The 6,574-nt window shown below is 37.7% G+C and carries 8 protein-coding genes; 5 read left to right on the top strand and 3 right to left on the bottom strand.

Annotated elements, in window-relative coordinates:
* Positions 1-243: 243 nt before the first annotated feature.
* Together NYG85_RS11615 and uvrB are read right to left on the bottom strand one after the other, a co-directional pair.
* Positions 244-462 (bottom strand): hypothetical protein, encoded by a 219-nt coding sequence (locus NYG85_RS11615; RefSeq protein WP_284938804.1) that lies wholly within the window; start codon positions 460-462, stop codon positions 244-246.
* 46 nt (positions 463-508) lie between these two features.
* Entirely contained in the window at positions 509-2,488 is a 1,980-nt protein-coding gene (gene uvrB, locus NYG85_RS11620; protein WP_284938806.1) for an excinuclease ABC subunit UvrB, read from the bottom strand.
* A gap of 99 nt (positions 2,489-2,587) precedes the next feature.
* Here uvrB and NYG85_RS11625 point away from each other — a divergent pair, with 99 nt between their 5' ends.
* The 5 genes from NYG85_RS11625 (at position 2,588) to NYG85_RS11645 (ending at position 6,194) form a co-directional block, all read left to right on the top strand.
* On the top strand, positions 2,588-2,821 hold the full coding sequence (locus NYG85_RS11625) for a hypothetical protein (RefSeq protein ID WP_284938807.1): 234 nt from the start codon (positions 2,588-2,590) through the stop codon (positions 2,819-2,821).
* Positions 2,821-3,060, top strand: coding sequence for a hypothetical protein (locus NYG85_RS11630; protein ID WP_284938809.1), 240 nt, complete (start codon positions 2,821-2,823; stop codon positions 3,058-3,060). The genes NYG85_RS11625 and NYG85_RS11630 overlap by 1 nt, the downstream gene beginning before the upstream one ends.
* Positions 3,061-3,064: 4 nt before the next feature.
* A complete protein-coding gene (locus tag NYG85_RS11635) occupies positions 3,065-3,490 on the top strand; it encodes a type II secretion system protein (RefSeq protein ID WP_284938810.1) in 426 nt (141 codons plus the stop codon).
* A 4-nt stretch (positions 3,491-3,494) separates the two neighbouring features.
* The gene (locus tag NYG85_RS11640) at positions 3,495-5,366 is read left to right on the top strand and encodes a primosomal protein N' (RefSeq protein WP_284938812.1); all 1,872 of its coding nucleotides are present in this window, start codon (positions 3,495-3,497) and stop codon (positions 5,364-5,366) included.
* Positions 5,367-5,948: 582 nt separating this feature from the next.
* Positions 5,949-6,194, top strand: coding sequence for a hypothetical protein (locus NYG85_RS11645; RefSeq protein WP_284938813.1), 246 nt, complete (start codon positions 5,949-5,951; stop codon positions 6,192-6,194).
* 40 nt (positions 6,195-6,234) lie between these two features.
* Here NYG85_RS11645 and NYG85_RS11650 read toward each other — a convergent pair whose 3' ends face one another.
* Complete coding sequence (locus tag NYG85_RS11650; RefSeq protein ID WP_284938630.1) at positions 6,235-6,489, bottom strand: LysE family transporter; 255 nt, start codon at positions 6,487-6,489, stop codon at positions 6,235-6,237.
* Between the last annotated feature and the right edge of the window lie 85 nt (positions 6,490-6,574).

Consider the following 6,574-nt stretch of genomic DNA (forward strand, 5'->3'; position numbering starts at 1 on the left):
TTCAAATACTTACAAAAATCTCTGAAATCCAAAATGTTGTCAAGGATAATAAAGATTTACTTCAAATTATTGCAGTGATAAGTGCTTTCACTCAAAAAGAGTTAGGTTTTATGTGCGAAAGTTGAGTATATGAAACAAGAAAAACCACCAAAATTCAGCCCTTGTAGCTCTGCCGCCATAAGAAAAAATCTTAATAAAACACGTTGTTATTGCCTGAAAGAACCCCATTTTTTCTCCTTTTATTTATTGATTGTATAAAAACAAATTTTTTGATAAATCGTTTGTTTGTGGTTTAAAATATATTTTTTTAGCTATCAATTTTTGGCGACTATAAAGACTTTTGAGTTTGAAAATTGAGCTTAAATTTGATAATTTTGTAATGTGGTAGATGAAATTTATGTCGTTTTCACGCAGGGTTTTTATGAATTTGCTGCTATACCCCCCCCATTTTTGTATTTTCATCGCTTCTCCTTTAAAATTTCACAATAATATCACAACAAAACTTAAATTAAAGTTGTCTAATCTTAGCTATCTCATCACGAAGTGCTGCTGCTTTTTCAAATTCTAACGCCTCGGCAGCTTTAAACATCTCTTTTCTTAACTCTTTTACGATTTTTGCTCTCTCGCTTGCTGGCATTTTTTCAAGCTTTTTGCCCTTTTGATAGCTCTCGCTCACGTCCTCTTCGTGCAGACTATCCTCTATATTTCTACTTGCAGATTTTGGCGTTATGCCGTTTGCTTTGTTGTATTCATCTTGGAGTTTTCGCCTTTGTGTCGTTATATCAATGGCTTCTTGCATTGAGTTTGTAACCTTTTTACAAAACATCACAACCCTGCCATTTACATTTCTTGCTGCCCTGCCCATTGTTTGAATTAGGCTTGTTTTTGAGCGTAAAAAGCCCTCTTTATCAGCGTCCATTATGGCAATAAGGCTAACTTCTGGCAAATCAAGCCCCTCACGAAGCAAATTTATGCCAATCAACACATCAAATTCACCCTTTCTAAGCCCTCTGATTAGCTCATTTCGCTCAATGGCGTCAATGTCAGAGTGCATATATTTGACACTTATGCCAAGCTCCGTGTAGTAGCGAGTTAGCTCTTCTGCCATTTTTTTTGTAAGAGTTGTTATTAAAACTCGCTCATTTTTTGCGGTCGTTTCTTTTATTAAATCGTGTAAAATTTCAACCTGATTGTCGCTATCTTTTAGCTCAATTATCGGGTCAAGAAGCCCAGTCGGACGCAAAATTTGCTCATAAATATGCCCTTCGCTAAGCTTAATTTCAAGCTCATTTGGCGTGGCTGAAACAAACAAAAAATTTGCTTTTTTGTTTATAAACTCATCAAATTTCAAAGGGCGATTATCAAGGGCTGAGGGCAGGCGAAAGCCGTATTCAACGAGGGTTTCTTTACGACTTCTATCTCCTGCATACATACCACGAAATTGTGGCAAGCTCACGTGGCTCTCATCAACGATAACCAAAAAATTCCCGTCATTTAAGAGCGAAAAATAATCAAACATCGTAAATGGCGTTTCGCCCTCTTTTAGTCCAGTTAGGTGCCTTGCGTAGTTTTCAATACCCTTGCACACGCCAGTTGAGCTAAGCATTTCAAGGTCAAACTCCACGCGTTGTTTTAGGCGTTGCATTTCAACTAATTTATTCTCATTTTTATAAAATTTAAGCCGTTCATCTAGTTCAGCTTCAATGCCTTTTATTGCCGATTTTAAGCGGTCTTCACGCACGATAAACTGACTTGTCGCATAAAGGGTAAATTTTGACACGTCCTTTATCTTTTTATTTTCAAGCACCTCAAAATGAAACATCGCCTCAATCTCATCGCCAAAAAACTCAACCCTTAATGCTTCATCGCCCCAGTAAGCTGGATAGATATCCACAACATCGCCATTTACTCTAAAATTCCCCCTGTCAAAATAGGCGTCATTTCTAGTATAGCCCATATCTACAAGGCGGTTTAAAAGCGTCTTTTGAGCTATCTCATCGCCTATGTTTAAGTATTGCACCATACCCTGATACTCGCTTGGATCGCCTAAGCCATAGTTTGCCGAAACACTAGCGATAATGATAACATCATCAAAGCTAAGCAAACTTGCAGTAGCTGATAAACGAAGCCGTTCAAGCTCGTCATTTACCGAGCTATCTTTTTCTATAAATAGATCTTGCCTAGGTATGTAGGCTTCTGGCTGGTAGTAGTCATAATAGCTTATAAAATACTCAACGTGATTTTGCGGGAAAAAGCCCTTAAATTCGCTATAAAGCTGTGCGGCGAGTGATTTATTATGTGTCATTATTAGAGTTGGCATTTTTAGCTCTTTTATCACATTTGCCATTGTAAAGGTCTTACCTGAACCAGTTACGCCAAGCAGAGTGTTATAGTGGTTGCCACTTTTTATGCTCTCTACTATGCCTTTTATCGCTTTGGCTTGGTCTTTACTTGGGCTAAATTTGCTTGAAATTTTAAACTCTGACATTTTTTACTTCTTAAATATTAAAAATTTTGGCTAATTTTAACACAAATTTAGCCTTTGAGTGCTAAAATACGCCATTTAATTTTTTCATAAAGGTTTAAAATGTTTGAAGATGATAAAGTGCTAACTACGCTAACTGGCAAGGTAAATGACCTACTTGCAAGGTATGAGGAGATTTGTAAGGACAACGAGGAGCTACATAATCAAATCGTAACCTTAAAGGCTCAAAATGAGGCAAAAAGCAACCAAATAGCACGTCTTGAAGAGGAGCTAAATAAAAAGACAAACGAAACTGACGACGTGCTTAAAAAGATTGAAGCAGTTTTAAATAAATAATGAAAAAAGAGATCACGCTAACAATCGCCTCACGCGACTATGTTATCACGATTGATGATGAGGAATTTGCTAGGGTTTTAGAGCGTGATCTTGGCGGTTTTGTGGGCGATAAGAAATTTTTAAGCCCAAAAGAGCTACTTGATGCATTCGTGCAAAAGTGCTACGATAGCTACTCTGATGAGTGTGTATTAAGAGATATTTCAAAAGATATAGATAGAATTTTAAAGGTAAAAAGGTAGTGCGATGAGACGTGGTTTTACGGTGTTGGAGCTTATTTTTGTTATTGTTATTATTGGAATTTTAGCTGGTGTTGGCATTACTAAGATAAATTTTGGCAGAGGCGAGGCTGAAATTTCAAACGCTAGGGTGCAGCTGCAATCCATAAAGTCTGGGATTATGACTTATTATAATGATAAGCTTTTATCTGGTGCACCCGGTTTTCCAAACTATTTAGAAGGTAATTGCAACAATGGTCAAGATAACACAAATACTGTATTTGAATGTATTTTACCTATGGGTGGTATAAAAGTAAGCAATAAAAGTGGCTGGTCTAAAACGGGCGAGAGAACTTATGTGATAAAACTCTCAGGTAAAACAGCGACTTTTACGTATAATAAAAACAACGGACAAATGACTTGTTCTGGGGCACTTTGCTCTCAGTTAGAGTAGCTTTGTGTTTTACTACAAGGTCGCATTTAGTGGGCTAAATGTAGCGATTTTAACCTATCAAAGCGAGGTTAAAATCTCGCTTTTTAATGCTGTTTTAGCCCCATTAAAGGGCAAAGACACGCTTGGCTACATTGTAAATGAGTGCGAAAAACCAAGCTTTAAAACCCTAAATGTTACAAAAATTCTACCACTTTGTTTAAACAAAATTCAAACCGAGCTTTTAAATTTTATAGCATACTATTACACAAGCCCTTTTAATGCGGTTTTACCGCTATTTTTGCCAAAAGAGCTTGGCTTTTATGAGAGTAAAAATGCTTCAAAAATTTTCACAAATAAGCCGTTTTTAAACGCTCCAAATTTAAGCCAAAATCAAAAAAAAGCCTTTGATTTTTTAAACGAAAACAAAACCGCTCTGCTTTTTGGCGACACTGGTAGCGGTAAGAGCGAAATTTACATCTCAATGATAAAAGACGCCCTAAATATGGGCAAACAAGCACTATTTTTAATGCCTGAAATTTCGCTTACTCCACAAATGCAAAGCCGTTTGGAGCGATATTTTGGTGAGAGTGTAGCTGTGTGGCACTCAAAAATCACGCCAAAAAACAAGGCTGAAATTCTAAAAAATATCAAAAACAAAAGCGTTAAACTAATCGCTGGGGCAAGGTCGGCGTTGTTTTTACCGCTTGATGATTTGGGGCTCATTGTCGTTGATGAGGAGCACGATGACAGCTACAAAAACAGCGCTTCAAAGCCACACTACAATGCGCGTGATTTGGCACTTTTTTTGGGTGCGAAATTTAACATAAAAGTCATTTTAGGCAGTGCCACGCCAAGCCTTACGACCTTTCATAAACTCCAAAATTTCAGGCTAAAAGGGACATTTTTTAAGAGCGAGAAAACTTATATTTTTGATAAAAGCGAGGTTGGATTAAGCCAAATTTTAAAAGATGAAATCTCAAAAACCTTGTCGGCAAAAAAACAAGCCGTCATCTGTCTGCCTACGCGTGCGAATTTTAGGCATTTAGCCTGCGTGCAGTGTGGCGAGCGGATAAAATGCCCATTTTGCAGTGTCGGTATGAGTTTTTATAAAAAAGAGCAGGTTTTAAAGTGCCAATACTGCGAGTTTAAAATGGCAGTGCCAAGTAGCTGTGGGCGTTGCGGTAGCGATATGATTGAGGCAAAAAAGCTTGGCACAAGTGAGCTTGTTGAGATTTTAGAGCGTGAGTTTGCAAACGCTAGGGTGGCAAAATTTGACAGAGATGAGATCACCACGCAAAATCGCCTAAAAAAGGCGTTAAATGCGTTTAATAAGGGCGAGATTGACCTGCTTGTAGGCACTCAAATGCTAAGCAAAGGGCACGACTATCACAACGTGGATTTAGCCGTGATAATGGGCGTTGATGAGCTTTTGGCGTATCCGGATTTTAGGGCTAGGGAGCGCACGCTTTCGCTGGTGAAGCAAGTCGCTGGCAGGGCTGGGCGAAAGGGGCAGGGCAGGGTGGTGCTTCAAACCTTTGAAGATGATTTTTTTAGGCGATTTTTAGATGATTATGATGGGTTTTTAGCCGATGAGGTGGGCTTTCGTGATCCACTTTATCCGCCGTTTGCTAGGCTTTTACGGCTTGTAATCTCGCATAAAAATGAGCGTGAGGCGAGTAGAATTTTAAACGAGTGCGTGGCAAAGATTGAGCATTTAAGGCTGGATTTGGAGTTTGAAATCATTGGCTATGGCAAGTGTGGGATTGAAATTTTGGCTTCAAAATACCGATATGAGGTGCTTTTAAGGGCGAGTTCGCATAAGCCACTTGTAGCGATTGCAAAGGCTTGTGTGGGCGAGTTTATTGACGTTGATATTGACCCAGTGGCGTTTTTGTGAAATTTTTGCTGATTTTGCGTGAAATTTGCCGTTAGGCGAATGTGCTATGCACCAGCCCAAGCCGACATTAAGCTTTTAGTCGGGGTGTAGGAAATGGGCACCCCTACCGCCTAATATTTTATCTGCTTTTGTAAGTTTAAAACCGCAAATTTCTTAGTTAAAATAATTCTAAAACAAGATAGTTTTTTGCCGTTAAGGTGTTTATTAAATCAATTTGTAAGATTGTTTGTTTGTGTTTGATATGTTTTGTGCGTTTTAGTGATTAATTGTCTGGTTTTTAGTGGAATTATTAGTAAAACTTGGTGATTTGGTGGGCTTGGTGCTCCCCGCCCATAAACACCCCTAAAACCCTAAAACCCTAAAACCCTAAAACCCTAAAACCCTAAAACCCTAAAACCCTAAAACCCTAAAACCCTAAAACCCTAAAACCCTAAAACCCTAAAATCTTGAAATCTTGAAATCTTGAAATCTTGAAATCTTGAAATCTTGAAATCTTGAAATCTTGAAATCTTGCGTGTAATTTTAATTATGTTTTTTTATATGCTTAATTAAAATTATGTTCATAGCTAAATATTTTAGTTTTTGAATATTTTTATCGTGTTGGCGGATTTGGCGGATTTGGCGGATTTGGCGGATTTGGCGGATTTGGCGGATTTGGCGGATTTGGCGGATTTGGCGGATTTGGCGGATTTGGCGGATTTGGCGGATTTGGCGGATTTGGCGGATTTGGCGGATTTGGCGCGTGTAATTAAGATTATCTTTTTATGGTTAAAAATTTTAGTTTTCAGATATTTTTATCTTACCTATCTTATTTGGGGTGTGATTTAAATTATTGTTAGATAAATTTTATAAAAATATGAGAAACAGATTAAATTTTGCTAAAAAGTAGTAAAAATGCTAAGAACATCATTAAAAATCCGATGAAAATTTCTAAGATTTTCCACGAAATTGGCTTTTTAAAGAATGGTAAAAGCACTCTTGAAGCGTATCCGAGTGTGAAAAAGAACACAAATGAAGCGGTAGCTGCTCCAAAGCCAAAAATAATATTCTTATCTCTAAAATTAACCTTGCCAAACGCCGCAATTTCACGCCGTGAGTTTGACGAGATTAGTGCTAGTATCATTAAAAGGTGGCAAATTTCGTGCGTTTATAACGATAAAAAACGCACTCTAAACCCCTACAAACTCATAAACAACAATGAAATTTGG

This window comes from Campylobacter gastrosuis (genome assembly GCF_030249845.1).
GTDB lineage: Bacteria > Campylobacterota > Campylobacteria > Campylobacterales > Campylobacteraceae > Campylobacter_A > Campylobacter_A gastrosuis.

Excerpts from the sequence above, each read along its gene's own strand:
- NYG85_RS11615 (WP_284938804.1), bottom strand. The coding sequence starts at position 462 with ATGAAAATACAAAAATGGGGGGGGTATAGCAGCAAATTCATAAAAACC.
- uvrB (WP_284938806.1), bottom strand. The coding sequence starts at position 2,488 with ATGTCAGAGTTTAAAATTTCAAGCAAATTTAGCCCAAGTAAAGACCAA.
- NYG85_RS11625 (WP_284938807.1), top strand. The coding sequence starts at position 2,588 with ATGTTTGAAGATGATAAAGTGCTAACTACGCTAACTGGCAAGGTAAAT.
- NYG85_RS11630 (WP_284938809.1), top strand. The coding sequence starts at position 2,821 with ATGAAAAAAGAGATCACGCTAACAATCGCCTCACGCGACTATGTTATC.
- NYG85_RS11635 (WP_284938810.1), top strand. The coding sequence starts at position 3,065 with ATGAGACGTGGTTTTACGGTGTTGGAGCTTATTTTTGTTATTGTTATT.
- NYG85_RS11650 (WP_284938630.1), bottom strand. The coding sequence starts at position 6,489 with ATGATACTAGCACTAATCTCGTCAAACTCACGGCGTGAAATTGCGGCG.